Consider the following 24,470-nt stretch of genomic DNA (forward strand, 5'->3'; position numbering starts at 1 on the left):
GCGAGTGGAGGCAAATAAGTGGAGGGCAAATGGATGGAGGGCAAATAAATGGAAGGCAAGTGGAAGGCAAATGAGTGGAAGGCAAATGTACAACTTTGGATACGTCAAAGAGAATTTATTTTCATGCCTGATCCTGTTTCATTCTTGCAAGCATGGCTGCAAAAGCTCCTGCCGAGATTGCATCACCTATCCCGACTGTTGCTTTGGGCTTATCTACCACCTTGGAAGGAATTAAAACCGCATCATGGTCAGACCCATAAAGATATCCGTATTCGAACTCCTCATGAGTACAGAGTTTCTTCCCTACACAGTAAACCCTGAAGTTCTCCAGGTCTTCTATGCCTTTACTTGAAACCGGAACCTCCAATCCTGCTTCTACGTCCTCAAGGTTCTCAATTTTTCCTTTAAGGGCTTTGGCACCGGCCAGAGTTGAGGAAAAGAGCAGAGCATCCCTGTGTTCTTTAAGTGTAAGAGGATGGCCTTTTGCAAGGACACAAATGTAAAAGCCAAGAGAATGAACATGGACCCTTTCAAGCGACAGGTCCTTTAAAAGCTGAACAGCTCCATGGTAAAGAGAGGTTATCCCGGTCTCTTCTTTTCTTATCACGGAATAAGAGAGTTCTTCATGCCCCAGGACGTTCAGGGCATTTGCCACTTCTACGGTATCAAGGCCCAGGGAATGAACATGTTTGGCGACAATTTCGGTCAGGATAGCCTTTCTTATTACCCTGTTCTGAATGGATGTAAGTTCTACATGAATGCGGAGTTCAGGATTTAGAGCCTTGAGTTTCTCAATAGCTTTCACGGAATGAGAAACATAGTCCTTATACGTAGACCCATCCTCGTACTGCTCTTTTATCATCTGATAACCTGAAAGCATTGCCCCGTCAATCGGAAAGAGTGAATCGAGGTGCTCATAAATTTCCCTGTCCATGTCAAGGCGTATCCATTTTGGGCGGGAAGAGATTATAAGGCGGTTATCTCTCGGGATCTGGAATTTGCTTCCACCGCAGGTTACGTCCATGCCTTTGGAATACTCAAAAATCCAGTTGACTTTTGACTCGGTTCCGGGTTTGAAGGCTTCTCGCGGGGGTTTAAGTACAACCTTTCCATCTTCTACCTTAGGGTGCAGAAGATTGTCAGAAGCCACAAAATATTCTGCCTGTTCTTCGGAAAGCCAGGGAATATACGCCACCACTTTTTTTATCCCAAGGCGGGCAAGAAGATTGGAAATTATTCCTGCCTGGCCGCCCATGCGTGCATAGTCAAAACCCAGGTGCTCTTTCAGCCATTCATGAGTATCCGAGGTATGGGTAGGAATTTCAGCGGCTTTGCCCTCTCGCATGGAAATCAGCAGGCGAGCCATGAAATCAAGAGGCTCTTTTATTTCTCTTGGGTATGTTTCAACTCTTGCCTGAATCTCAGCCTCATTAAAAAGCCCCATAAGCATAGACAGTTCTTTGTCTGTAAGGTGCTTGATAGCATCGATATTACTGTTGTAAGCTACAAACATGCCTTCCAGATAAGGAAGGGCTTTTTTGACATCGTAAAAAGCATCATTGTAACGCTGTTCCCATTCTTGTATATCCACTTGAGAAACCCCCTGGAAATATAGATATGAACCTGAAATAATTTTCAGGGACTAGGGGAAAACCCGGATTTTTCCCGAAGTAACTTCATTTATATTTCGAATTAATCTTGTTTACATTTTTTATTTCCTTCCACCTGTTTTTCAGCCTGTATATCATTCCTGTAGTCAGTCCTGTTTTTTTAGTCCTGTATCAGTCCTGCTTTTTTAGTCCTGTATTTTCAGTCCTGTATTTTCAGTCCTGTGCCAGTCCTGTTTTTCCAGTCCTGTACTGCAGTAAGTTATATACTGGCGTTAAGCCTGTATTCAATATGGTATTAAGTATTCAACACTACATTAAACACTGCATTAAGTCGTATATTCTGCATTAATCCTGACATAGTCATAGGTCAGGTCGCAACCCCAGGCTGTTGCCTGTTCCTCTCCCAGATTGAGGTTAAGGGTAATGACAATTTCTTCATTTGCCATTATTTTTTTCAAAAGCTCGAGATCCGAAGAACTGGAAATCTCGCCGGAATTTACAAGTTCAACCTCTTCTCCTCCTCCTGAGAAAGAGAGAGAAAGCATTTCCTGTTCAAGTTCGGCACCTGAGTAGCCTGCGGCGGCTACAACCCTTCCCCAGTTTGGGTCCTTTCCGAAAATTGCGGACTTAACCAGAGGAGAACGTACAATTGCCTTTGCAACAAGTTTAGCGTCCTCGTGTGTTTTTGCGCCAACTACCCTGGCTTCAATAAGTTTTGTAGCTCCTTCTCCGTCTTTTGCCATTTTCTTCGCAAGCTCGGTGAAGACGTAAATCAACCCCTCCTCAAAGTCATCCAGACAATCCATACAGGGCTTGACTCCAGACTTGCAGGTGGAAGTAAGGAGGACCATGTCGTTTGTGCTTGTATCCCCGTCAACCACGACCATATTGAAAGTTTTATCCACTGCTATTCTGAGAGCAGCATCCAGTACGTCGGCAGGCACTTTCGCATCGGTATATGCAAAACATAGCATAGTTCCCATATTGGGTTCAATCATCCCCGAACCTTTGGCAATGGCTCCTATCCTGATCCCGCAGTCCATCTCAATAGCTACTTCTTTTACGACCCTATCCGTGGTCATCATTGCTTTTGCAGCTTCACGGCTGCACTCAGGAGAACTGCCCAGCCCTTTGAGGACTTCAGGGAGATGTTCCGCGATTAAGGAGACATCAAGCCTTCTGCCAATTACTCCTGTCGAGGCAACTGCAACCGTGTCAGCTTCAAGACCAAGCTTCTGGGCAAGTACGGATGCCATTTCCATCGCATCCAGAAAGCCGTCATCGCCTGTAAAGGCGTTTGCGTTTCCACTATTTACAATTACTCCCGAAAGACGGTGATGAGTATCGATTACTCCCTTACTAAGGGTAACCGGAGCTGCTGTGACCTTATTTTTTGTAAAAACGCCTGCTGCAGGCCCCTGTGCAAGAATGACAGTCAATCCCATTTTTCCGGTTTTAATTCCGTTTGCAGATACACCCTTTACTGCACAGATTCCACCTTCTATTTCCTTCATGAAAGACTCTCCTTTTTCCTCAGAGCTTTGCAAGACCTTCGATAATATCGCCGCGAGTAATTATCCCCACCACGCGGTTGTCCTCAGTTACAGGAAGCCTGTTGATCCTGTGCCTTATCATATGCTCGGATGCCTCTTCAACAGATGCCTCGGAAGAGATTGTGTGCACATCCCTTATCATAATCTCTTCTATCTTTGTGGAACCCACATCAGAGAGCATCTTCTTTGTTTCCTCCCAGCCAAGGAGTTCCCTGATAGGAACCTCGATAACCTCAAAGGGGCTTGGAAGCCAGAGTTCCCCCTTTTCGGGGAGTATCAGCAGTTTTAGCAGGTCCGCTTCACTTATGATTCCCACAAGCTCTTCACCGTCAAGGACAGGTGCTCCACTGATATTGTTTTCCTTCAGGACTCTTGCCGCTTCCCGGACTGTATCATCAGGCTTGCAGAAAACAACGTTCGGGTTCATGACATCTTTTACATTCATCTGACTATACCCCTTGAGACAAATTCTATTCTTTAATTTAATCCGTCACCAGTTATATTTTCTTGCTTTGGTTAAGTTTACGGAGCTGCAGCAGGCAGCCAGAGCCCAGATTTCTCGTCCAGTCCGAACATAAGGTTCATATTCTGGATAGCCTGTCCGGAAGCACCTTTGACCAGGTTATCGATTGCAGAGAGCACGACAACCCTGTTATTTTCCTTATCTGCTTCAAAGCTTATATCACAGAAGTTAGAACCTCTGACTGCGGTTAAGGAAGGAACTCCTGAGGGGAACCTTATAAACGGCCTGTCCCTGTAAAATTCCTCGTAAATTGTCTTTAAGTCGTCCGCGGAGAGAGGTTCTTTTGTAAAGAGGTGAGCAGTTGTAAAGATCCCCCTGATAGATGGAATTACATGGGGAGTGAAATTAATGTTCCTGAGCTTTCCATCAAGCCCGGTCAGTTCCTGGACAATTTCAGCCCTATGCCTGTGAGCTGTAAGTTTGTATGGGATGATATTTTCCGCCAGGTTTGGATAATGTGAGTTTTGAGTGGGTGAGATCCCAGCTCCTGAGATTCCTGTTTTGGAATCAAAAACCGCAATATCGATCAGTCCAGCTGCTGCAAGCGGGGCTGCTGCAAGGGTTGCCCCTGTAGGAAAACACCCCGGGTTTGCCACGAAATTTTCATCTGCGACTTCAGGGTGAAGCTCTACAAGCCCGTAAACGGCATTTCTCGGGTCGCTATGCTTTATCCCGTAGATTTTCTCAAATTCTGAGGTTTCAAGCCTGTAGTCCGCGCTAAGGTCAACAACCTTAGTGTTGCCGTCAAGCAGTTCAGGTACATAGTTCATACCAGTTCCGTGAGGTACTGCAAGAAAAACTACGTCACAGCGCTCCCTTATATCTTCAGAGTCAGGATTTTCATATTTCAGGTCGAGAAAACCTTCAAGATGCCTGTGAGTGCTCGTTACAGGCTTCCCTGCAAGGCTTCGGGAAGTTGCCAGCTCTACCTTGACATTCGAGTGGTTAACGAGCAAGCGCAGGAGTTCTCCTCCCGTATATCCCGAAGCTCCTATTATTCCAGCCTTAATCATAAATGTCACTGCCTGTGTAATACTAATACAAGATAATTAAATTTGTTATTGAAAAAAACAAATATAAAACCTGTTTCTGTTATTAATTGATGTAATGAGGTCTGCTAGAAAAGCTGGTTCCGGCTACAGAGCCATACCTTTTTTCGTAAGCACAGTTTTTTAAAGGAGATCTCAACTTGTAATCAATATCAGTAGAATTCTTTACATAACCGATCTATAAAGGAAATTAAATTGAACTTCTGCAATAAAATTACAAATTGAATTAGATATGCGCTTTTATAATTAAATTACAAAGTAAATTGGATATGTTGAGTTAGATATGAATATGTTGAGTTAAAGATACTTCTTCAACTTCTCAATAAACAGATCTCAAGTGAAATCTGCTTTGATAATCGAAATTTTTCCTGAAAGCTTCTGCCTGGATTCCAAACTTACTGCTGATTGTCTACTTTCGTAAAGGATAAGAAGTTTACTTTTCCCGGTTCAGGGCATCTAGCTAGAAGACGCTAATCATAAGGAAGCCTTATAATGGAAACTCCCCAAATTTATCAGTAAATTTAATTATGAAGGTTTTTTCACAAATTTGTCAGTAAATTTAATTATGGAAGTTTTTTCACAAATTTGTCAGTAAATTTAATTATGGAAGTTTTTTCACAAATTTATTAGTAAATTAAATTGTGCAGGTTTTCTTTCCGAATTCTAGAGAGAACGACTCATATAATTTTAAATCAGTAAGATTTAAATTTTTTAATATATAAGTATATTCCAGATGAAAATTGCTAAGGCACTTAGCGCCGGAAATTGGAAGTTTACAGGTAAATGATTTTATCTTTGGAGACTATCTTACTATAGGAAAATTTGCGACATACCCCTTAAGTGTCAGGAAGAAAAAATCATGAACAGAAAGAAGACAGTCTATCTTGCAGGTCCCCTCTTCAGCCATGCAGAACTCGATTATAACGGTAGATTGAGGGATTTGCTGCTCAGTAAAGGATTTTTGGTTTTTTTACCACAGGAAGATGCAGAGGATACGGTAGATGAACGCGAAAAACAAAATCAGGAGTGTATTTTCAATAAATGTGTGGAGGGTCTGGACGGTTCTGACATTGTAGTTGCAGTTCTGGATGGTGTGGATGTAGACTCAGGAACTGCCTGGGAGATAGGCTACGCTTATGCAAAGGAAAAGCCTGTCATCGGTATTCGAACCGATTTTAGATCTCTCTCCGATGGGATTGTTAACCTTATGGTAGAGATGGCTATAGTCTCCCTTGCAAAGGATGAAGACGAACTGCTGAAAATGATAGAAAAATTCCGGTAACTTTAGTGGCTGACTTCTAACTGTCTCTGTTCCCGAACTTTTAGGTCCCAACTTTTCTTTGATCACATTTTTCTTTGGTCTCATTTTTCTTTGATCACATTTTTCTTTGGTCTCATTTTTCTTTGATCACATTTTTCTTTGGTCTCATTTTTCTTTGATCACATTTTTCTTTGATCCCAACTTTCCTTTAGTCTCAATTTTTCTTTGATCCCAATTTTTCTTTAGTCCCAATTTTTCTTTGCTCGGAGCTACTTGTGACCCGAACTACTTTTTCCGTTTATCAGAATTTACTCTTGAAGACAAAATCACAGATAACATATCAGGAAATCAAAGTTATGCTGGTGCACCCTGTTGCTTGCATGGGCATGTTTGTGCTACCGCTCTAAATATGGAGTTTAAAGGAACTACTAACTTTTAGAGTTCTGACTGAATAACCTTGACTCCAGAATGAAACAGGCTTAATAAAAGATGAAGCAAAATGTTCAGGCTTTGAAAGCCTAATGTGTAGGCTTATTTTTTCTCGACCTCAAACTTTGAGATCTCCAGGAACCAGTAGCTTCCCCTTAAGACCATTTCACTCTCTATGACCTTTATTTTGTTTTTGAACAACGGGCCGTCAGTAACAAAGGTATGGAATTCCCCGTTTTCACCACATGGATCGATTGAAGGATTGTGATTTTTCAGGTCGCGTATGAAATTTTCATCGATTTTTCGGCCCAGCCACTCTTTCCCTAGCAAATCGGCTTTGACGCTGAGCAGGATCACCTCAAACCCAGAATTTATGAGGTCGTTTATGATCTGTTCGGGATTCCTCTGCCAGAGAGGCATTATTAACTCAAGGCCCAGGTCCCCGCATATCCTTTCTACAAGTTTCTCGTGTGTGCCGATATGCCCGAAAACAGCCCCGTCTATTTTCTCCCCGCTATCCATTAAATTACGGACCACTGTTTTGAATTCCTGTTCATATGAAACAAAGTCTTTATGGATAAGAGGAATTCCAAGCGTCTCAGACTGTGCATAAACCAGGTCAGGACTGATGTCATGGGAGCCGCGCCTCTGAATTTCCCTGAAGTTCAGGAGATGGGAAACCTCAAAACCTTCCGAGATTGCCCTGTAACATGCAAGACAACCGTCCTTTCCTCCTGTCCATGAAACAACCACCCTGCCTTTGTCACTTTTGCTTTCATCGATCTTGCTTTCATCGATCTTGCTTTCATCAATCTTGCTTTCATCAATCTTGCTTTCATCAATCTTGCTTTCATCAATCTTGCTTTCATCGATCTTGCTTTCATCGATCTTGCTTTCATCGATCTTGCTTTCATCGATCTTGCTTTCATCGATCTTGCTTTCATCGATCTTGCTTTCATCGATCCTGGCTGAAGTTGGATTGGTTCTCATCTTCCATATACATGCACAATTTGAAAAAAAGTCTTTTGTTTTTCACCGATGTTTCTCCGAAATTCCTCAAAACCTGTTAGGCCAAGTTTCTTCCCTATATCAGCAAATGGGCCCTGAAGGATTAGTTTGAAAGCACACTTACCCGTAGGCGGAAAAAAGAGAATGAAAAGGAGTTATAAAGATGCCCTTTATATTAATGAAGTGTTAAAACCCTCTTTTTAAATTAAATATGTAATTACATCTGAATTGGAATTAGTTGAGAAAAGATCAGTTGCAGAAGCTAGAATCTATAACGATTATTAGGTAAAAAAATTTTAATATAGAATGCCCAACATAATAACTACTGGAGGTTAAAATAGTGACCTTTGTGAACGGATATAATTTCACAAAAGTGAAAACTTCACATGGGCCTGATATGTACGTCTCCAGATATGGGAAGCTGGTAAAGATCGTTCCATTCAGTCCACAAGTGGAGTTCTCCGACAAATACACCAATGACTTGATCCACCAAATCGAGTCAGTGGAGTGAAATAATAGCGAATTTTTCCGACTTTTTCTTTTTGATTCGGACCTATTTTTATGAAAGCCTTTTTTTCAGGCCGAAGCTCGCTCGGTCTGGCATTTTTTAGACTATTTTCACTATATATATAACTTGTGTTTACCTACATTTTTTATATACAGTTCTTGCTTTCAGGCATTTTCAGGAGCTTTCAGCTTAGAGCACCTTGTTTATGAAAGCATTTGTTAACTTTACATAGGTAAAAGAAGTCTTAACAAATAGAAATCCGGTAAACTAATCTTCAATTATAGGGAAAAGAATAAATGTTAGAAACTAAGGAAAACCATCAAGTTGCTCCGGAAATAAGAAAAATCAATAAATTGACCCAATAGAAATCAAAGTCAATAAATTGATCCAAAATAGAAAAGAAAGTCGGCAAATTAATTAAAAATGAAAATGAAAGTTTATAAATTGGTTAAAAATAGAAATAAAAGTCAATGACTTTATACAAGAAAGAAATGAAAGTCGATAATTTGATCCAAAAGAGAAAGGAAAGTTGATAAATTGATCCGAAGCTACAGGAAAACTGACCTTGAAGAAATGGTAAGAATCTGGTATGAAGCTTCCGTTATTGCCCATTTCTTTATCCCGGCCTCATTCTGGGCTTCGCAAAAGAACGCAATGAAAGAGAAGTACCTTCCACTCGCTGAAAACTTTATTTTTGAGGACGAAGGGAAGATTGCAGGATTCATCTCCCTTGTTGGAGAACACGTCTGCGCCCTCTTCGTAGTGCCGGAAATGCAGGGTCAAGGAATCGGCACGGCCCTTCTCGAATATGCAAAGACCCTGAAAGGAAGGTTATCCTTAAAAGTTTACAGAGAAAACAAGAGTGCATTTCACTTTTATGAAAAGTGCGGGTTTGTGGCGACTGGCGAAGAGGTTGATGAGTATACAAGTTGCGTGCAGATTTTGATGGAATGGGAATGAAATATTTTTTTTGAAGAATTAAGGGTTTCAAACGCGTTATGGCAGGGCAAATCAAAGATAAAAGACAAAAATAAAAAAACTATGGGACTTACTACTAACTCTTATTCTTAGCAAAACCTTGCTATTGACAAAAAATAGCGATCAACGCTCATTGGTCAGCGGTTAAGGAATTTTTACTCCTATGAAATCGATTTCGGAACACTATAACTATTCATTAATATATCGATCTCTAAACCTTTTTCGATTAACATGTAGACCCAAAGCCTGACTTTTATATATAGACCCCAGAGCCTCAAAAGTTAGATTCACTCCGCAGTTTTTCAGTACAATTTTCAACAAATTTAGAAAGAATATCCTGGAAATTCTTGAATTTCTGATTAAGTTTTCTGCCTGGTTTTTTTGCAAGCTTTTCGATGCCGTGAATTACATACTGATGAAGAAATTAGACAAGTTTGAGAGTAAAGCAATCGTGCCAGTTGCTATCACTTATCGAGAGATTTGCTTCGATTTCGTATTTCCGCATCGTACTTTCAAGAGTAAGGGGAGATTGGAACATCATTGAACAAATTGAATATATTTGAGTAATATAAAATCCGTGGCAAGAATGGCATTTTTAAACCTTAACCGCTGACCAATGCAAAAATATTACGTCAAAAATATTCAAAATCGGGGAATAAATTGGAAGGAAATGTAGTAACAGCTCCAAACAAGAGATAATTTGACAATCTCTAAAACAATTAAGAAAAACTACGAAGAGCCAGAAAAGTAGTTAAATTCCTATTTGCATTATTTAGTGGGAGTAGGTAAAAATGGGTTGCAGTTATGTCCCATATATCGATAGTTTGAGCACCGAAAGTTTGGACTGCTTTGCAGTTAAACACTTATTCACATTATTTAGTAGATATAGGTAAGAATGGATTAAAGTGGTAGTATATTTCTCGGTAGCTTGAGTATCGATGGTTTTGGATTATTTTGACATCTGGTTAGAAAGACTGGACCGTACCTCCAGGCAAATCATGTACAGTAGTATATATAGTTGTATTTTTATGAGTATTGGATATTTAAATGGACATTTATATATATTTTAGATATATGCATCTCAAAAAAAAATCAGTTCCAGAATCAAGAAATTATACAGCAGAAGCAATTTATACAGCACATACTCCAGCGTATTTTCCAGAGTGTGCTGCCCCATTCCAGAGGATATGCATGTCTAGTAAACCCAATATATCAATTATAATCCCGGTCTATAACGAAGAGGAAAATATACTGGAATTATATGAGAAACTATGCAATACCCTTTCACTACCTCACCTAATTGAGAAAACATATGAAATAATTTTTATTGACGATGGGTCCACAGATAGTACTTTTGAAGAAATAAAAAAAATAAAAAACTCTAAAGTCAAGATTGTAAGGTTTCAGAGAAATTATGGAAAGGCTGCAGCTCTGTCCTGTGGATTCAAAAGGTCAAAAGGGGATATTGTCATTACTCTGGACGGGGACCTACAGGACGATCCAAAAGAAATCCCCAGGTTTATAGAAAAACTAAAAAAGTATGACATGGTTTCCGGCTGGAAAAACAAAAGACAAGACCCTATTTCGAAAACGCTGCCTTCAAAATACTTTAACCGGTTAACTCGATTCATAACCGGAGTCAACATTCACGACTTCAACTGCGGGTACAAAGCGTACAATAGCTATGTTGTAAAAAATATAAATGTGTATGGAGAGCTCCATCGTTACATCCCGGCTCTTGTTTACTGGAAAGGTTACACCGTAGGAGAGATTGAAGTTGAACATCACCCGAGAATACATGGAAACTCAAAGTATGGAGTCGAAAGGCTATTGAAAGGATTTCTGGATCTTATAACAGTTACATTTCTTATGATATACAAAAAGAGGCCTCTACACATTTTCGGAGGCATAGGAATCCTTCTTGGGTTATCCGGAATAATTATATCCGTATACTTAATGGTTTCGTGGGCAACAGGATTAAAAATAGGAGATCGGCCTCTTCTCATGCTTGGAATCTTACTTACAGTCACTGGGGCTCAGTTTATCTCCCTTGGCCTGATAGGAGAACTGATCACAAACTTGAGAAATAACGATGATTATATAATAAAATACGATAGCTATGAACTGGAAAATGGCAGGTAAAATTGCGTTATTTCGGGTTTAATGTTTTACCAGCTCCATAATTTTGGGTTTAATGTTTTACCAGCTCCATAGAGACCTTATCCAGATAACTCCAAAAGATAGAAATTAATGAATAAAGATATGCCCGAAAATGCCGGTTGTTCATTTATAACTAATGGAGATGGTGTTTCAGAAAGTTTTCGAAACAGCCAGAGAAATGACCGGCAAAAATCGTAAATTTTCTACAAAAGATATAGAGTTACTTATGACTCTTATCAGAGTCTGAACCACTAACTTAATAATACCCTCGAAATTCTATACAAACAAGAGTAATAAGGAATGACGAAGAGACAGAATTAATAATATATAAAATTATATGAAATTAATTAGTTAGGTGACGGGTTAGAGGATGATCCCAAATAAACTTGAAAATAACCGAGTAAAATGATTATCGAATTTTACCCATGAGAGGTACAATGATATCGGGCACACAAAAATGGCTAAAAAAACACTTAATTGATAGCCAGATATTGAATGATTATAAAAAAAGTTTGAAAGAACATACCAGTGTCTTAATACTTTACACTTTACTAACTTTTATACTTACTTATCCTGTAGTTTTCAAGATATGCAATTATATTCCGGGAGGCGGAGACGCATTTCAGTGGATAAGAATACTCTGGTATACTCCAGTAGCCATATTCAACCCTGGCCTAACAAACTTAACACACGACTATTTAATATTTTATCCGGATGGAATCCCAGCTTCACCCTTTCAGTCGGCATTTAATCAAATCCTTTCATACGTGTTATCCAGTATAATAGAAATTCATGTAGTGTATACCATACTATGGTTATTCTCATTTATTTTTGGAGCATACGGTACATATCTGCTTGTAAGATATCTGACAGGTGACAGGACTTCTTCCTTCATAGCTGGAATTGTGTTTGCTTTTTCACCTTATCATTTTGTACATTCACTTGGCCATTTTGGAGCAAATAGTATTGAGTGGATACCTTTCTGCGCCCTATACTTGATGAAAATGTTTAAAGAAGGTGGAGTTCGAAACAGTTTTTTTGCAGGAATATTCTTTATTCTCGTAGCCATGAGCGACCTTCAATATATGATGTTTATGGGAATTTTCGTGATGTTGCTGTTTGTATATGAAATATACGTTTTTTTAATAACAGAAAAAAGAGGTTATATAGAAACACTGAAAAGAATATTCTACAAGTACGCCTTATTCGGATTTGTTTCATTTATAGGTATAATACCTCTCGCCCTGGAAAACATTTTAACAGCTACATCCAGTGATAACTTTTTAAAATTAAATCCCTCTGAAACAGTCACGTATTCAGCTGATTTACTGAGCTTTTTTCTTCCTTCGGTTTTGCATCCCGTTTTTGGGAATATCATGACAAATATTTATAACAATTTTTCAGGAAACACCAGTGAAAATACGATGTTTATCGGATACACTGTGATTTTACTCTCTTTATTTGCAGCTTATAGACTGAAAGGAAACAAACATGTAAAATTCTGGCTGATAGCTGCCTTATCTTTTTCGATAATCAGCCTTGGCCCACTTCTTCATGTAAACGGTAAGACCTCGTTTACAGAATTCAATACTACTGTTCCTCTTCCGTATTTAGCTTTGTATTATTTGATCCCATTTCTGGACAACTGCCGGACATCGGGTAGATTTTTTGTAATTGCTTCGCTTTCATTCGCAGTTTTGCTGGGTTATGGAGCTTCAGAACTGCTAAAATCCAACAGGATAAATAAAAAGGCAACTGTAATTGTAATAACTGGTTTGATAATTTTTGAATATTTAGCAGTTCCTGTATCTTTATCGCCTGTCGATGAACCCTCGTTTTACAAAGAGATTTCACAGGATAAAGGTAATTACGCATTGCTTGAAATCCCTGCAACTAAAGATTATGTAGCAGGTTCAACCATCATTTATTACCAGACAATACATGGAAAATCCGTCATAGGTAACTGGGCTGCCAGATATCCATCTACTGCAAGAAATTTTGAATTAAATACACCTGTGGTAAGGGAATTAACTTATTTGCAATCTACTGATGATATTCTGGATCAGGATATAGATCAAGTCGGAACATCAATTTTAAATTATTATAACATCTCGTATATTGTTTTGCATACAAATTATATGAATGACACAGAAATTGACTTTGCCGAGAAACTAATCCAAATGAATCTCAATGCGGAACGAAAAACCTATGAAAAGGACTCCCTAATTGTGTACCACGTCAAAAAAGAGCCTCTAAAATCATTTATGGTCTTAAAAGACGGATGGAACTCACTGGAAACATTAAATTTAGAACCAGCTCGATGGATATCAAATAATGCTACAATATTAGTTTATTCGAATAGCTCCAGAAATGCCACACTAAATTTTAATGCACTCAGTTTCCAACGTCCGAGAACTCTGGAGGTTTACAATGGCAAAACTCTTCAAGATAGACAAACTATCAGTACAGAACTTTCCAGGTTATCTGTTCCAATTAGCTTAAAGGAAGGCGAAAATCTCATTCTTCTGCATGTGCCAGAAGGAGCTGATATCCCAAGTAATATTCCAGAGTTAAAAAATGAAGATAGCAGAGAATTGAGCATAGAAGTTCAAAATGTTCGATTAACCGACTCTTCGTAATTTCAGGGGGTAGTTTGAAATTCAACTTTTTTAATTTTTGATAGGCCATAGGTATCCCCTTCAAATTGAGTGGTCTTCAAATTGAATGGAAATCCTCACTTTTAATTTTCATTCACTGAGCTTTTTTATCTGATGAGTTGAGCCAGATATGGCATCTCAAATGTACTTACCACAGAAAAAATATAATTAGCCATTTTGTCATATTTTAAAAATAATTCCCCCAAACCCTTCAGCCTTGACATTTTATCGTCTTTTCAATTTAAAGTCTCCATTTTTTGAAAACTGTAACATATCCAGCCATAGTTTTAGTGTTACTGCCCTTAACAGACTCTACCGTTAAGCTTACAGTATATATTCTGCTTTAATGTCTGTGTGTGCAATATTCTTGACTGTCGAATAAGTACGTCTCCAAAACTCCATTTCCATGAAGTTGGAGAGCCTGTACTTTTGTCAGTAAGTTGCACTTTCAAGAAGATTTTTAGAAGGTTGAAGCAGCTGAAAAAGCAGTAACATGTGCCTTTAATTATTTTACGACAATATAGTTCTTTATTGTTTTCGTGTTTGTTCCTGCAGCATTCTTCACTGTTAAGCTGACCGTATATTTCCCTGCCTCATCGTATGTGTATGAAGGATTTTTCTTAATTGAATATGTTCCGTCTCCGAAACTCCATTTCCATGAAGTTGGAGAGCCTGTACTTTTATCCGTAAACTGTACCTTCAGTGGAGCTTTTCCTGAGGTTGGAGTTGCAGAAAATGAAGCAACAGGTTTTATTGGAGCTGTTTTTACAGTTATATAGTTCTTTATTGTTTTCGTGTTTGTTCCAGCTGCATTCTTTACTGTTAAACTGACAGTGTATTTTCCTTCTTTACTATATGTGTGGACAGGAGTTTTAACTGTGGAGGTTTTTCCATCTCCGAAACTCCATTTCCATGAAGTTGGAGAGCCTGTACTTTTATCCGTAAACTGTACCTTCAGTGGAGCGTTTCCTGAGGTTGGAGTTGCAGAAAAAGCAGCAACAGGTTTTATTGGAACTGTTTTTACAGTTATATAGTTCTTTATTGTTTTCGTGTTTGTTCCAGCTGCATTCTTTACTGTTAAACTGACAGTGTATTTTCCTTCTTTACTATATGTGTGGACAGGAGTTTTAACTGTGGAGGTTTTTCCATCTCCAAAAGTCCATTTCCATGAAGTGGGTGAGCCTGTACTCTTGTCAGTAAACTGCACCTTCAGAGGGGCATTTCCTGAGGTAGGAGTTGCAGAAAAAGCAGCAACTGGTTTTATAGGAGCTGTTTTTACAGTTATATACTTGGACTTTGTTACCGTATTGCTACCGCCAGCGTTGCTTGCTGTAAGTACTACTGTATAAGTTCCTGCTTTAGTGTATGTATGCACAGGATTCTGCTCGGTTGAAGTTTTTCCATCTCCAAATGTCCATTTCCATGAAGTTGGACTATTGCTGCTTTTATCAGTAAATGTTACCTTCAATGGGGCATTTCCTGAAGTTGGGGATGCAGAGAAGTCAGCAATTGGTGGGGTCGGTTTTTCTGGTTTGGTTTCTACATTGTCTATTTTGAATCCATAGGCTGTATCTGATCCGTCAGTCTGAAGCTTCACTTTCATAGTGTCTTCAGTGTACCAGTCAGTCCAGAAATCGTCTCCATTATTGCTTCGATCATAAGTTACGAGTTTATTACCCTCCTTATCTAGAATAGTTAATTTATCCCTATAATCAGCAATTGATAATTTTGTGAAATGTAACCTCATCTGAGTAGCACCAGATTCACTTATTATAGGCCATGTATAGTCAAAGTTATTTGCATAAGAATGATATGACTCTGGTAAAGTTGATGGAGGAGCCATATCAGTTCTTGTCTCTACCTGATCTATTTTGAATCCATAGGCTGTATCTGATCCATCAGTCTGAAGTCTCACCTTCATAGCGTCTTCAGTGTACCAGTCAGTCCAGAAATCGTCTCCGTTATTGCTTCGATCATAAGTTACGAGTTTATTACCCTCCGTATCTAGAATAGTTAATTTATCCCTATAATCAGCAATTGATAATTTTGTGAAATGTAACCTCATCTGAGTAGCACCAGGTTCACTTATTATAGGCCATGTATAGTCAAAGTTATTTGCATAAGAATGATATGACTCTGGTAAAGTTGATGGAGGAGCCATATCAGTTCTTGTCTCTACCTGGTCTATTTTGAATCCATAGGCTGTATCTGATCCATCAGTCTGAAGTCTCACCTTCATAGCGTCTTCAGTGTACCAGTCAGTCCAGAAATCGTCTCCGTTATTGCTTCGATCATAAGTTACGAGTTTATTACCCTCCGTATCTAGAATAGTTAATTTATCCCTATAATCAGCAATTGATAATTTTGTGAAATGTAACCTCATCTGGGTTGCACCAGATTCTTCTATCGCAGGCCATGTATAGTCAAAATTATTTGCATAAGGGTGATCTGACTCTGGTAAAGATTCAGCCGAAGAGGCAACAGTACATGTTATTATACTTATTAAGAAGCAACATATTACAATCTTTGAAAAATTCATTTTAGAACTCCTTCCTATTTCAGGTACTCAAAAAATAATTTCACAAGGTAATATTTTTGCAATGCTGTACTGATCAAAATTAGAGACTTTAATATTTTTTGATTTTTTGATGGAAGTCACTGAATGCGAAAAACAATGGCAAATACAGGCAACTCTACAATACATATTAAAATCTCCAAGTTTACAAAAAAATAACCTTAAGAGACCGTCTCAAAACTCAACTAATTTTTAAACTTTTCTATATTACCCCACAATTGAATAAAAATATTCGAAACTATATAAATTAAACAGAAATCTGGCGTGAATACAAAAAATTCATGTAGAAACTGCAGCAGTCTTTCCTACGAAAAACTTTAACATTAATACAAAGTTTTCCATGCTTCTGCGTGTGCCAAAGGCTCATGAGGGTTTACACACCAAAAGTGAAAGAATGCTTTTAGAATTTTCAACTCAGCGTAAACAAATTAAAAAACCAAATTGTAAACTCAGTTACTTAAAACTGGAAGAGAACAATTATCTTAAGTTTGCTTAAAAAATAGATTCCACTCTTTTGCGAAACATGATCAATTAATTATAACCACTATGCAAAAGTGGTATGGTAGAGAAGAGAATAGAAAAAACATAACATAAATTTCAAAAATAAAAGTTCTAAAAAAAAGCATTAGAAAAAATATGTAAATGGGATAGCGCGGATTTGAACCGCGGTCCAAGCGTCCCAAACGCTCGAGGATGGACCAAGCTACCCTACTATCCCAAGGGGTACTTCCCTTCAAACGATATTATCCTTTATATAGCTTTCGTTAGAACATGGGCCTGTCATGCTTTCTCTGGAAAATTTTACTGAGAAAATCAAAACTCTTTCTGCCTGAGCTTCCCAGAATTTTGAATTTCTTTCTGATTCTCTGAGGCTCTTTTCATTATTGCCAGCGTCTATAAATCTCATTTTCTACCCCGAGCAGGTCAAGAGTTCTTCCCACCATAATATCTACAAGGTCTTCAAGAGTTTGGGGTCTCGAATAAAATCCCGGGCAAGCTGGAAGGATACTTGCTCCTGCTTTTTTAGCTTTGAGCATATTTTCGATGTGTATGAGGCTAAGCGGGGTTTCCCTGGTCATCAGGATTAGTTTCCTCTCCTCTTTGAGGCAGACATCTGCGGCTCTTGTAAGAAGGGTATCAGATACCCCATTTGCAACGGCTGCAAGAGTTTTCATGCTGCAAGGGGCGATAACCATTCCCCCTGTCCTGTAGGAGCCACTGGCTATTGGTGCTGAGAAATCTTTCTGGGCGTAGCTCCATGTTGCGAGTTTTTCCACTGCCTCTGGAATATAATCAGTTTCAATTTCGATTATCTGTTTTGCGGCATCCGTCAAAACCAAATGGGTTTTTATTCCTTTTTCCTCCAGTACTTCAAGAAGGCGAATTCCATACTGGACCCCTGAAGCTCCGCTGATTCCTACCGTTATCTCCATTTTATCCTGCCGTTAATGTTCCTGCTGATACTTTAACTCATCTCTGTGCTATTATCATTATTCTCTCTATACAGTTATTTTCATGAATCTTCCTAGCTGTTATTTTCATGAATCTCTCTAGCTGTTATTTTCATGAATCTCTCTAGCTGTTATTTTCTTACTCATCTTATGCTTTACTTCTATTATTCATCTCATGCCGTTGATTCAAATCTATATCTTGCTCTTCCAGTTCGTCGCCTTTTTTGTAAAAAGAAATGAAGCTTTCCACCATTTCCCCTGAGGCTAAAACTATGTCTTTTATTTCTTCAGGGGTGATATCATCCTGGTGTATTCCGACAACAAACACCGAAGTCTTCTTTGTGGCTCTGCTCACCTGCCTTGCCCCATCCAGGGCAAGATATTCCTCCCGGTGCCCAGGCATTGTTATCACCGATGAACTTGCTCTCTGGTTTTTCTCATCAAAAAGCCCGACAGCAACAGCTCCCACATGTTCCTCTCCGCCTGTAAGGGTCAGAAGGTAATCTTCTCCTACCTTTTTTGCACCAAGTACAATCTCAATTTTCCCCACTTTCCGTTTAATCTGAAACAAATTCCTACCTCGACCCTTAAAATTTCAAGGAAAATCCGTTTTTCCGTTACGTTTTTTAGAATTATTATTTTTTAGAATTTTTATTTTTTATAAAACATTGTTTTTATTTTATCCTACTCTACTTTAGATATCACTTAATTTAAACTGTTTAAGGGGTTTTTTAACGTCAAAATAGTCTCTAGCGGCCTTTCCCACGGCTTCACAGTACTCTTTCGGGCTATATACTCCCATTCTCCAGTTATCCATTTGGGCTTCCTGTAAGATAGATACAAAATGAGAAGCTTCGTTAAGAGGAATAATCTTGTGGTCAGTTTTTATCATAGCTTGCATTTCCAGCATTTCGGGCGTCTTAGGAATGTCCACAAGCACATACTCAGGATTAACCCCTGCCAGTTCTGCAATTTCTTTTTCGACCCTTCTGATTCGGCCACGGTGCCTCAGTACGGCTTTTCCTACTTCTGCCAGGCCTACATATAAAGCCCGTTTATAGAGTTTACGGGCATCAAGCAGCCGTGAAAGTTCTCCTGCATATCCGGTTGCGTTTCTCATAGATGCAACAAGGTCTATATCGTCCATCTGCCTGAGCTTAAACGGGTCAAGTTCATTATTTTCAATCATATACTCCACTGCTCTAGAACACATAACTTCAGAAATCCTGGTTACATGATGATAGTAAACCGATGTGTTCATCCAGAAACGTGAGACCAGAAGTGATTCGGCAGCTTTTAGACCACCATAATCTACAACGAGCCTATCCTCGTAAAAATTCATCTGCTTTATTAGACGATTATAATCCACAACGCCGAAGGCTACACCTGTGTAACGAGCATCCCGAACAAGATAGTCCATTCGGTCCACATCAATCTCACTGCTAAGAATCTGCCCTAGAGAAGTTTCTCCTTTTATGTGTTTTACAAGGTTTCCGGGAGAAATTCCGTATTTGCTCAGGACTTCTCTGATCTCTACTTTTCCCAGGATTTCCTTTACATCGTCATGCCTGCGCCGCGTGTATTTATCAATTACGTTCTCGGTAACGTGAGAAAAAGGTCCATGCCCTATATCATGCAGAAGAGCAGCAGCTTTTATTTCGGTTTTCTTGTCCTCTTCAATCGAGTCTAGACCCCTGGTCAGCGTGGATGCAAGATGCATTGTTCCAAGCGAATGTTCAAAACGCGAATGATTTGCTCCCGGGTAGACAAGGTTTGAAAACCCAAGCTGTTTGATCCTTCTCAGGCGCTGCATCTGGGGTGTGGAAAGAAGGTCCTGAACTAAATCATCCAGCTCGATGTAACCATGTACGGGATCAAGGACAACTTTCATTATTCTTTAGACAGATCTCATTATATATTGTTGTTACTACTACTCTGATACTGTAGATTTTGCAGAAACCCCTGATACCCGAAAGTTTAAAAGAAAGCCGGATATGGTATTATCATGATTATATTTTCAGGCGGCACCGGAACTCCAAAGCTCCTTGACGGGCTCAAGGAAATCATCCCAGCAGAAGAATTAACTGTTGTTGTAAACACTGCCGAAGACCTCTGGATTTCGGGAAATCTGATTTGTCCTGACTTGGATACAGTACTCTATCTGTTCTCGGACCAGATCGACCGAAATAGATGGTGGGGCATAAAAGACGACACCTTTCTGACCTATGAACGTATGCAGAAACTGGGCGTCATTGAAAGCATAAAGCTTGGGGACTGTGATAGAGCAACCCATATAATTCGCTCGAACTTTATCCGTAATGGAATCTCCCTTACAGATGCGACTTTAGAGCTTGCGTCCATTTTCGGAATTGATGCAAAGATTTTGCCCATGTCTGATGATCCTGTTTCTACCTATATAGAAACTCCTGAGTCAATTATACATTTTCAGGATTTCTGGGTCGGAAAACATGGAGAACCCGAAGTGCTGGGTGTTGATATAACGGGAATTTCCGAAGCTTCGATTTCTCCAAAGGTACTCGAAGCCCTTGAAAATGACGACAACATCCTTATAGGGCCAAGTAACCCAATCACAAGCATAGGGCCTATCATTTCCCTGCCAGGCATGAAAGATCTGCTGAAAAAGAAAAAGGTCGTTGCAGTCAGCCCAATAATTGGCAATGCCCCTGTAAGCGGGCCTGCCGGGAAACTCATGCAGGCCTGCGGGCTTGAGGTCTCTTCAATGGGGGTTGCGGAATATTATCAGGACTTCCTGGACATCTTTGTTTTCGATGAACGGGATCAGGCGGACGAATTCGCATTTGAGAGGCTTGGATGCCGCGCTTCCCGTGCAGATACTCTTATGACCTCAACTAAAAAAAGCAAGGAACTGGCAGAGTTAGTGGTAGCATTGTTTGATACTATTGCTTGTCCTTAATTTCCTATTTTAACCATTTTTTATTTTTACTATTTTTTATTTTTCACTATTTTTTATTTTTCACTACTTTTTATTTTTCACTACTTTTTATTTTTCACTACTTTTTATTTATATTAAACACTTTTAATTTTTACTAATAAGTATTTTTACTTTTTTTTGTTTTATTCTCTTCAAATTTTTTTCATTACTTATCTTACCCATTTTCTTAACTTTATATTTCTCTTTTTATCTATTTTCTAGTATATTTACAGCGTTAACAAAATTCGAAAGTTTTATTTAATACATTTGGTATTGAAAATAACACTAAAAAACATAATCTATAAATTTTGTATTATTAATTAAATAATAATTTCGAGAAAGTGCTATTTTTATAACTAGACTAAGAAGACATTAATTTAGTTCATTTGGAGAAAAAAGCATGATAAAAGCAGGTATAACAAATCTAAGGAGAATCAGCACAAAATTCATTTATCTTGTTTTCCTGACTGCCCTTGTTCTTTCCCTTGGATCTGTTCCAGGAATGGCAGCTGAAAATTGTAACTCGAACTTGATGGGTCAAGTCTTTGCTGCAGCCGAAGCAGATCTCGGAGCTATTGGACCAGAAAACACACTTATTATTACAGATATAGGCTCTCCTGAAGAGTCCTATGTTTTCCTGGATGATTTCTACTCAGAGTTTTATAACAGAGACCTTCTGTACACAAAAAATCTCCTTGTTGTCCAGAACTCAAGGAATAGTCCCCTATGGTTTGCATTTTTCAATAAATGCAGCGGGAAGTGCACTTATATCGAGGTCTCCGATGAAAACGAAAGTAAAATTAGCTACAAGGTAACGGAAAACATAGACTTTGATAAACTTTCGAAAACCAATAAATCGAGAGATGCGTGGAGTGAAAAAGTAAACAATTCGGTATTTGACGGGCGTGAGTTTGCTATTCTTTCAATTTCGAACGCCTGGGCTACAGGGAAGCTTGATTATGAACTTATGCAGTGCCTGGAACTGCACAATCATTTCTGTCCAGGAGTTTCAAGCGGTTATGTGCTTGCAGGCTGGATGGAAGAAAACTACCCGCTTGAGGATGGAGTGAGTTATACGGTTTTCTCCTGCCCTAACTGGTGCAAAGACGATGTTTTCGTAAAGCGCTGGGATGTGACTCCGGGAACAGGAGGTATCTGGGTCTCTAAATTAACAGATAACGAAACCGAAGCTCTAGGTGGTTCTCCTGCAGGTATTTTCGTAGTCAAGGATAAAAATGCCGGAACTATGAAAGCAGTAGTCCTCGGGTTTGACTTTGACGTTGTCGATGCGAACAGTGGTGCAAAAGACGATGATCCAGGATGGGTCTCGAAATATTTAGCTGATCTCTGGCTTATGGATAAAGAAAATTGGGACACAAAAGGACTTGTCTCGGTAATTTCAGTGAAGGATATTGATGCCGATACCCTGAGCGAAATGGAGCTAGCAGACAATAATCCTTATGTGGTTCTCGGACTGCTTAATTCGACAGAGAGTACTCAGCCCTCGGAAAACTGAGCTAGTAGAACAGACAATTAAACTAATCTCTAAACCCACAAAAAGTTTAATCAGGTGTGTTTGAGGATTCCAGTAATCCTCATATCTGCCTCTTTCTCTTCCTTTTTTAGTTTTTGTTGTTTTGACATTTTTTCTGAAAGTCATATACTTTCTTTCTGGCATGTTCTGATCTTTTGGTTTTTGATTGTTACATGCATCTGGGTTATAGGATGAGGCTATAGAATTCTTTATTACCTAAATATTACCTAAACGCACATGAAATTCTTCTAATCACAGGCACAAAGAAATGAAAGTACTTGAAAGAACTTTCATGCCAAATGGAATTTCTTATTAATAACACAGAATTCTTTATTATCAGAATAGGATTCTTTATTATCAGAACAGGATTCCTTATTAATAACTAATTATTTACTTATAGAAATATCGCAACAGCCAAAAAAGAGTTAATACCATGCTTGAAAAATTGAAAACCTCACTCATTAATTCTCCTGTGATCAAGCGAGGAGAATACAATTACTTTATCCATCCAATCTCTGATGGTGTACCGTCCATAGACCCCCATATGGTTGAAGAGATCGCCGAATATATTCTCCAGATTACCGACATCAAAAAAGTTGATACTATTCTTACCATAGAGGCCATGGGTATTCCTGTAGCAAATGCCCTTTCTCTGAAAACGGGAATTCCTTTGACCATTGTTCGAAAGAGGCCTTATTTCCTTGAGGGAGAAGTGGAACTGTCTCAGAGTACAGGGTACTCGAAAGGAGCTCTTTATATAAACGGGCTCAAGAAAGGGAACAGAGTAATTATTGTGGACGACGTCATCAGTACTGGAGGAACGCTGATAGCACTCGTAAAAGCCCTGAAAACGATGGGTGTAGAGATTCTGGACGTAATTTCCGTTATCGGTCGAGGAAACGGCTATTTGCAATTAAAGGAGCTCGGGGTTGAACCCAAGATTCTCGTTACGATCGACGTGAGCGAGAAAGGTGTGGAGATCAAGAATGTCTTTGGGAACGAGTAATGCGTTTGACCTAAGGCCTGACTATATTATCAATGTAATAAATAAACTGGGCGCAAAAATCGTAGGTTTCCAGTTTCCTGAAGGGCTCAAAAGAAAAGGTCCGGAGCTAGCAAAAAAAGTTGAAGAAGCCACCGGAGCTGAGATTATCATCTCTGGAGACCCATGTTTCGGGGCATGCGACCTGGATAAGACTTTGCTTGAGCAGGTTGATATCCTTTTTCACTTCGGGCATGCCGAGCTGGAAGATACGAAATTTTCCGAAAAGATCTATTTCATCGAAACACGTTCCGCAGTTGACATCCGGCCGGTTGTTGAAAAGGCTGTCTCTGAACTTAAGGGGCAGGTTATAGGGCTGATTACTACTGTCCAGCATGTCCATAAGCTCCCTGAAGCTTGCGCTGTCCTGAAGGCAAATGGAAAGACCTGCGTAATCGGGAAAGGAGACTCCAGGCTAGCATATCCGGGCCAGGTACTTGGCTGCAATTTTTCGACAGCAAGGAACGAGGTATGTGATGAATATTTATATATTGGAAGTGGAGATTTCCATCCTTTAGGTGTAGCTCTTTCCACAAAAAAGCGAGTCCTTGCAGCCGATCCCTTTTCCGGAGAAGTTCGCGAGGTGGACCCCTCAAGAATCCTCCGCCAGCGGAGTGCGGTAATTGCAAAATCACTGGATGCGAAGGTTTTCGGGATAATCGTATCGAGCAAAAACGGGCAGGAAAGAATGGAGCTGGCTTTCTCTTTGAAAGCGCTTGCGAAAAAGCACGGAAAAGAGGCACACCTTATCCTGATTGATCTTGTCACTCCGGATCAGCTTCTTCAATTCAAAGTAGACGCTTTCGTGAATACTGCCTGCCCAAGGCTTGCAATCGATGAAGTTGGGCGTTTTCCCTCCCCAATGCTTACGCCTCAGGAATTTGAGATAGTGCTTGGAGAGCGAGAATGGGAAAAACTTGTGCTTGATGAAATTACCGAAGAGCCGGTATAACTTTTTAAATGCTGGTTATGTCCAGGTAATATGTTAAGATCCAGATAATAGTTAAGGTCAAGATAATAGTTAAGGTCAAGATAATAGTTAAGGTCAAGATAATAGTTAAAGTCCAGGTAATAAGTTAAGGTCCAGGTAATAAGTTAAGGTCCAGATAATAAGTTAAGGTCGAATTATTAAACTAAAATATACAAATGAAGAATTAAAATTAAAATGAATAGAAAATT

General features: G+C 39.2%; 18 protein-coding genes and 1 tRNA gene. 8 read left to right on the forward strand and 11 right to left on the reverse strand.

Annotated elements, in window-relative coordinates; all coding sequences use genetic code 11:
• Positions 1-121 precede the first annotated feature (121 nt).
• From pfkC to argC, 4 genes are all read right to left on the reverse strand, one after another.
• The gene (pfkC, locus tag MSKOL_RS13670; protein WP_048157124.1) at positions 122-1,591 is read right to left on the reverse strand and encodes an ADP-specific phosphofructokinase; all 1,470 of its coding nucleotides are present in this window, start codon (positions 1,589-1,591) and stop codon (positions 122-124) included.
• A 345-nt stretch (positions 1,592-1,936) separates the two neighbouring features.
• A complete protein-coding gene (argJ, locus tag MSKOL_RS13675) occupies positions 1,937-3,124 on the reverse strand; it encodes a bifunctional ornithine acetyltransferase/N-acetylglutamate synthase (protein WP_048157126.1) in 1,188 nt (395 codons plus the stop codon).
• Between the two features lie 19 nt (positions 3,125-3,143).
• Positions 3,144-3,608 (reverse strand): CBS domain-containing protein, encoded by a 465-nt coding sequence (locus tag MSKOL_RS13680; protein ID WP_048121781.1) that lies wholly within the window; start codon positions 3,606-3,608, stop codon positions 3,144-3,146.
• A gap of 77 nt (positions 3,609-3,685) precedes the next feature.
• Entirely contained in the window at positions 3,686-4,699 is a 1,014-nt protein-coding gene (argC, locus tag MSKOL_RS13685) for an N-acetyl-gamma-glutamyl-phosphate reductase (protein WP_048157128.1), read from the reverse strand.
• An 895-nt stretch (positions 4,700-5,594) separates the two neighbouring features.
• Between argC and MSKOL_RS13690 the strand changes: the two genes are divergently transcribed.
• Positions 5,595-6,017 (forward strand): nucleoside 2-deoxyribosyltransferase, encoded by a 423-nt coding sequence (locus MSKOL_RS13690; protein ID WP_048121785.1) that lies wholly within the window; start codon positions 5,595-5,597, stop codon positions 6,015-6,017.
• Positions 6,018-6,527: 510 nt separating this feature from the next.
• Here the strand turns inward: MSKOL_RS13690 and MSKOL_RS13695 are convergent.
• Entirely contained in the window at positions 6,528-7,415 is an 888-nt protein-coding gene (locus MSKOL_RS13695) for a diphthine--ammonia ligase (RefSeq protein ID WP_231592245.1), read from the reverse strand.
• A 1,063-nt stretch (positions 7,416-8,478) separates the two neighbouring features.
• Here MSKOL_RS13695 and MSKOL_RS13700 point away from each other — a divergent pair.
• The 3 genes from MSKOL_RS13700 to MSKOL_RS13710 all read left to right on the forward strand — a co-directional run bounded on the left by MSKOL_RS13700 (position 8,479) and on the right by MSKOL_RS13710 (position 13,718).
• Positions 8,479-8,901: a GNAT family N-acetyltransferase gene (locus tag MSKOL_RS13700; protein WP_048157133.1), complete on the forward strand. Its 423-nt coding sequence runs from the start codon at positions 8,479-8,481 to the stop codon at positions 8,899-8,901.
• A gap of 1,209 nt (positions 8,902-10,110) precedes the next feature.
• A complete protein-coding gene (locus MSKOL_RS13705) occupies positions 10,111-11,061 on the forward strand; it encodes a glycosyltransferase family 2 protein (protein ID WP_048158375.1) in 951 nt (316 codons plus the stop codon).
• 443 nt (positions 11,062-11,504) lie between these two features.
• Positions 11,505-13,718, forward strand: coding sequence for a hypothetical protein (locus MSKOL_RS13710; protein ID WP_231592246.1), 2,214 nt, complete (start codon positions 11,505-11,507; stop codon positions 13,716-13,718).
• A gap of 523 nt (positions 13,719-14,241) precedes the next feature.
• On the opposite strand, the gene MSKOL_RS18865 is transcribed toward MSKOL_RS13710, so the two are convergent.
• The 6 genes from MSKOL_RS18865 to MSKOL_RS13735 form a co-directional block, all read right to left on the reverse strand.
• The gene (locus MSKOL_RS18865; protein ID WP_052725509.1) at positions 14,242-16,275 is read right to left on the reverse strand and encodes a PKD domain-containing protein; all 2,034 of its coding nucleotides are present in this window, start codon (positions 16,273-16,275) and stop codon (positions 14,242-14,244) included.
• A 679-nt stretch (positions 16,276-16,954) separates the two neighbouring features.
• A tRNA-Pro gene (locus MSKOL_RS13720) sits at positions 16,955-17,029 on the reverse strand.
• Positions 17,030-17,044: 15 nt separating this feature from the next.
• Positions 17,045-17,218 (reverse strand): hypothetical protein, encoded by a 174-nt coding sequence (locus MSKOL_RS20390; protein ID WP_156151101.1) that lies wholly within the window; start codon positions 17,216-17,218, stop codon positions 17,045-17,047.
• On the reverse strand, positions 17,193-17,744 hold the full coding sequence (locus MSKOL_RS13725) for a UbiX family flavin prenyltransferase (RefSeq protein ID WP_048121796.1): 552 nt from the start codon (positions 17,742-17,744) through the stop codon (positions 17,193-17,195). The genes MSKOL_RS20390 and MSKOL_RS13725 overlap by 26 nt, the downstream gene beginning before the upstream one ends.
• A 166-nt stretch (positions 17,745-17,910) precedes the next feature.
• Entirely contained in the window at positions 17,911-18,333 is a 423-nt protein-coding gene (locus tag MSKOL_RS13730) for a hypothetical protein (protein WP_231592247.1), read from the reverse strand.
• A gap of 123 nt (positions 18,334-18,456) precedes the next feature.
• Positions 18,457-19,653, reverse strand: coding sequence for an HD domain-containing protein (locus MSKOL_RS13735; protein ID WP_048121798.1), 1,197 nt, complete (start codon positions 19,651-19,653; stop codon positions 18,457-18,459).
• Between the two features lie 114 nt (positions 19,654-19,767).
• Between MSKOL_RS13735 and cofD the strand changes: the two genes are divergently transcribed.
• The 4 genes from cofD to dph2 all read left to right on the forward strand — a co-directional run bounded on the left by cofD (position 19,768) and on the right by dph2 (position 24,243).
• Entirely contained in the window at positions 19,768-20,697 is a 930-nt protein-coding gene (gene cofD / locus MSKOL_RS13740; protein ID WP_048157141.1) for a 2-phospho-L-lactate transferase, read from the forward strand.
• A 418-nt stretch (positions 20,698-21,115) separates the two neighbouring features.
• On the forward strand, positions 21,116-22,231 hold the full coding sequence (locus MSKOL_RS13745; protein WP_231592248.1) for an FmdE family protein: 1,116 nt from the start codon (positions 21,116-21,118) through the stop codon (positions 22,229-22,231).
• Between the two features lie 451 nt (positions 22,232-22,682).
• On the forward strand, positions 22,683-23,255 hold the full coding sequence (gene hpt / locus MSKOL_RS13750; protein WP_048157143.1) for a hypoxanthine/guanine phosphoribosyltransferase: 573 nt from the start codon (positions 22,683-22,685) through the stop codon (positions 23,253-23,255).
• Complete coding sequence (gene dph2, locus MSKOL_RS13755) at positions 23,236-24,243, forward strand: diphthamide biosynthesis enzyme Dph2 (protein WP_048157145.1); 1,008 nt, start codon at positions 23,236-23,238, stop codon at positions 24,241-24,243. The genes hpt and dph2 overlap by 20 nt, the downstream gene beginning before the upstream one ends.
• Positions 24,244-24,470 lie beyond the last annotated feature (227 nt).

This window comes from Methanosarcina sp. Kolksee, assembly GCF_000969945.1.
GTDB lineage: Archaea > Halobacteriota > Methanosarcinia > Methanosarcinales > Methanosarcinaceae > Methanosarcina > Methanosarcina vacuolata.

What these genes read in the sequence shown, in the direction of transcription:
- MSKOL_RS13735 (WP_048121798.1), bottom strand. Translation starts at nt 19,653, where the DNA reads ATGAAAGTTGTCCTTGATCCCGTACATGGTTACATCGAGCTGGATGAT.
- MSKOL_RS13725 (WP_048121796.1), bottom strand. Translation starts at nt 17,744, where the DNA reads ATGGAGATAACGGTAGGAATCAGCGGAGCTTCAGGGGTCCAGTATGGA.
- MSKOL_RS20390 (WP_156151101.1), bottom strand. Translation starts at nt 17,218, where the DNA reads ATGAGATTTATAGACGCTGGCAATAATGAAAAGAGCCTCAGAGAATCA.
- argC (WP_048157128.1), bottom strand. Translation starts at nt 4,699, where the DNA reads ATGATTAAGGCTGGAATAATAGGAGCTTCGGGATATACGGGAGGAGAA.
- hpt (WP_048157143.1), top strand. Translation starts at nt 22,683, where the DNA reads ATGCTTGAAAAATTGAAAACCTCACTCATTAATTCTCCTGTGATCAAG.
- dph2 (WP_048157145.1), top strand. Translation starts at nt 23,236, where the DNA reads ATGTCTTTGGGAACGAGTAATGCGTTTGACCTAAGGCCTGACTATATT.
- cofD (WP_048157141.1), top strand. Translation starts at nt 19,768, where the DNA reads ATGATTATATTTTCAGGCGGCACCGGAACTCCAAAGCTCCTTGACGGG.
- MSKOL_RS13745 (WP_231592248.1), top strand. Translation starts at nt 21,116, where the DNA reads ATGATAAAAGCAGGTATAACAAATCTAAGGAGAATCAGCACAAAATTC.
- MSKOL_RS13705 (WP_048158375.1), top strand. Translation starts at nt 10,111, where the DNA reads ATGTCTAGTAAACCCAATATATCAATTATAATCCCGGTCTATAACGAA.
- MSKOL_RS13710 (WP_231592246.1), top strand. Translation starts at nt 11,505, where the DNA reads ATGAGAGGTACAATGATATCGGGCACACAAAAATGGCTAAAAAAACAC.
- argJ (WP_048157126.1), bottom strand. Translation starts at nt 3,124, where the DNA reads ATGAAGGAAATAGAAGGTGGAATCTGTGCAGTAAAGGGTGTATCTGCA.
- MSKOL_RS13680 (WP_048121781.1), bottom strand. Translation starts at nt 3,608, where the DNA reads ATGAATGTAAAAGATGTCATGAACCCGAACGTTGTTTTCTGCAAGCCT.
- MSKOL_RS13690 (WP_048121785.1), top strand. Translation starts at nt 5,595, where the DNA reads ATGAACAGAAAGAAGACAGTCTATCTTGCAGGTCCCCTCTTCAGCCAT.
- MSKOL_RS13695 (WP_231592245.1), bottom strand. Translation starts at nt 7,415, where the DNA reads ATGAGAACCAATCCAACTTCAGCCAGGATCGATGAAAGCAAGATCGAT.
- MSKOL_RS18865 (WP_052725509.1), bottom strand. Translation starts at nt 16,275, where the DNA reads ATGAATTTTTCAAAGATTGTAATATGTTGCTTCTTAATAAGTATAATA.